Origin of the sequence: uncultured Metabacillus sp., assembly GCF_947503125.1 — a bacterium.
Lineage (GTDB): Bacteria > Bacillota > Bacilli > Bacillales > Bacillaceae > Metabacillus.
In genome coordinates, this window is sequence record NZ_CANNCR010000142.1 from 1 (window position 1) to 1,549 (window position 1,549).

A 1,549-nucleotide genomic window follows, 5' to 3' on the forward strand; every position below is an offset into this window, starting at 1 on the left:
CACTAGCTTTGCATTAAATAAATTCCTCTTTGTCAATAGTTTTTTTAAAAAAAGTCTGTTAGAACACAAAAAAACTCCTTATAATTAAGTTTGGCAATCTTGTCCAAATCCCTAATTATAAAGGAGTAACCCATGGACAAGAATAACAGAAAAACTACATTTTGTGAATACCTATATGCACTTGATAGTCGTGTCATTTCAAAAATGATTGAAACGTTAAAAACTGATCGATATGTGAAAAAGCTGGATAGTTTGAAATTCCTTAAACTTTTTATTTATGCGCAGCTGAAACAGATCGAAAGCTTAACTGATATAAGCCTAGACCTTAAGACAAATAAAAAACTACAAAAGGAAATCGGGCTGAAAAGCATTAGTACAGCCACACTATCTCGTAAACTAGGTTCGATCTCGCCTGATTTATTCAAAGCGATTTTTCACCATTTGGTTCAAAAACTGCATCGCCATTTTGGAGTCAAAAAATCGAATGAGGCACTTGGTAAAATCCATCTTATTGATTCCTCTACGATTTCTCTTGCATTAAGTAAACACCGTTGGGCAGATTTCCGACCGACCAAAGCTGGAGTGAAGCTTCATCTGCGTGTTGTGTTCTGCGAAGACGTAACCTATCCTGATAAGTTGATGGTTACACCTGCACGACCTGCAGACGTTACACAGCTGGATACTTTAATTGTCGAAGAACAAGGAGCCCTTCATGTCTTTGATCGAGGCTACTTCGATTTTGAAAAATTCGATGAGTACTGTGCCAAAGGGATTCGTTTCGTTACTAGACTAAAAGAAAATACAGTTATTCAAATCATTGACGAAGTTCCAATCGAACCAGACTCATCAATTATGCGAGAAGCAGTTGTTAAAATTGGAAAAATGAAACACCCTTTACGTCTAGTAGAAACAAGAGATACACAAGGAAACTTGATTCGAATTGTCATGAACGACGCAAAAATCAGTGCAGAAGAAATTAGTGATTTATATCGAAATCGTTGGCAAATTGAACTATTTTTCAAATGGATGAAACAACATTTAGTCGTAAAGCGTATCTTTGGGCAAAGTTCACAGGCCGTTGAAAATCAAATCTTTTTAGCTATGATCACATTTTGTCTAACTTTATTAATGAAACAAACCCTTTCTTTTGACGGTTCCCTTTGGACACTTCAAAAGTACCTACGAATGTGTTGGCATTTAGCATTGTCCACCTTGAAAAGGGAATTGTTTAGAAAGCCTACACGAAAATCAAAGGGACGTAAAAAGTTAGATCATGAAAGAATTTTTAAAGAGACGCTTCTCCAGTATGAGAATCAGGAATGTGAGCACTTAGATGATTTAAAATACGACCCTATACATTAAGAAAACAGAATTGTAAATTACTGGATGGAAGATTGCCAAATTGGTTAATTGTTATCCCTTTTTAATTCATATGGGGAAACGATAAATCTGAATATTCAGTAATGTTATTTAATGTAATTATTTTGGATTATTTCCCATTTTATGAGATGGTTGACTAAATGCTAAGATTTTTATGCAAAGCTAGTGA

Annotated in this window: 1 protein-coding gene; it reads left to right on the plus strand. The window is 34.9% G+C overall.

Going from position 1 to position 1,549, the window contains the following annotated elements:
- The first annotated feature begins 132 nt into the window (after positions 1–132).
- A complete protein-coding gene (locus Q1B07_RS26485) occupies positions 133–1,362 on the plus strand; it encodes an IS4 family transposase (protein WP_299095771.1) in 1,230 nt (409 codons plus the stop codon).
- Positions 1,363–1,549 lie beyond the last annotated feature (187 nt).